This window comes from Aerococcus sp. L_32, assembly GCF_050689315.1.
The window spans coordinates 1-908 of the sequence record NZ_JBOEQF010000719.1; the positions used below are offsets into that span (position 1 = coordinate 1).

At 35.5% G+C, this 908-nt stretch carries 2 protein-coding genes; both read left to right on the forward strand.

Annotation, left to right across the window (positions count from 1 at the left end):
• Positions 1-161 precede the first annotated feature (161 nt).
• Complete coding sequence (locus ACRCJ0_RS15955; protein WP_016897686.1) at positions 162-428, forward strand: phosphocarrier protein HPr; 267 nt, start codon at positions 162-164, stop codon at positions 426-428.
• Between the two features lies 1 nt (position 429).
• Positions 430-908, forward strand: a 479-nt coding sequence (locus ACRCJ0_RS15960; protein WP_431391153.1) for a phosphoenolpyruvate-utilizing N-terminal domain-containing protein, incomplete at its 3' end; no start/stop codon positions are given.

Below are 908 nucleotides of genomic sequence, written 5' to 3' on the forward strand. Positions count from 1 at the left end.
CTTGTGGAAACGCTATTTTTTTGGTAAATTATAAGTGAAAGAGTTTTCTAATTATGGTATAGTCTAGTTTGTGACGTTTTACTTTGCAAATAGATAAGCTATAATAACTCTTGCCTATTTATAAAGGTATGAATAAAATATTTTAAAGGAGATTTTTGATTATGAAAAAACAAGAATTTAACATTACAGCTGAAACTGGTATCCACGCACGTCCTGCAACTTTATTGGTGCAATCTGCAAGCAAGTTTAACTCAGATATTAACTTAGAATACAAAGGTAAATCTGTAAACTTGAAATCTATCATGGGCGTAATGTCTTTAGGTGTAGGTCAAGGTTCTGACGTTGTAATCACTGCTGAAGGTGATGACGAAGAAGAAGCAATCCAAACAATTGCTGACACTATGAAAAATGAAGGGTTATCAGAATAATATGACAAAATTAACAGGAATCGCGGCTAGCGATGGCATTGCCATCGCTAAAGCGTTCTTAGTTGAAGAACCTGATTTAAGTTTTGGAATTTCAAAATCTAATGATTCACAACAAGAAAAAGAACGCTTAGCAAAAGCTATAGCCGACTCAAAAGTAGAAATCGAAAAAATTAAAGCGGTTGCAGCTAAATCTTTGTCAGAAGAGGAAGCGCAAGTCTTTGACGCGCATTTAATGGTCCTTGAAGATCCGGAATTGCAGCAAGCTTACACCCAAAAAATTGATGATGAAACATTGAATGCAGAATCTGCTGTTCGTCAAACAGCTGACTTCTACATCGAAATCTTCAAAGGTATGGAAGACAACCCTTATATGCAAGAACGTGCAGCTGACATCAAAGATGTTACTGATCGTTTAGTAGCACATTTATTAGGTGTTAAAATCCCTGACCTTTCAACAATTGATGAAGAAGTGGTTGTTGT

Coding starts and splice junctions, on each gene's coding strand:
- ACRCJ0_RS15955 (WP_016897686.1), top strand. CDS start 162: ATGAAAAAACAAGAATTTAACATTACAGCTGAAACTGGTATCCACGCA.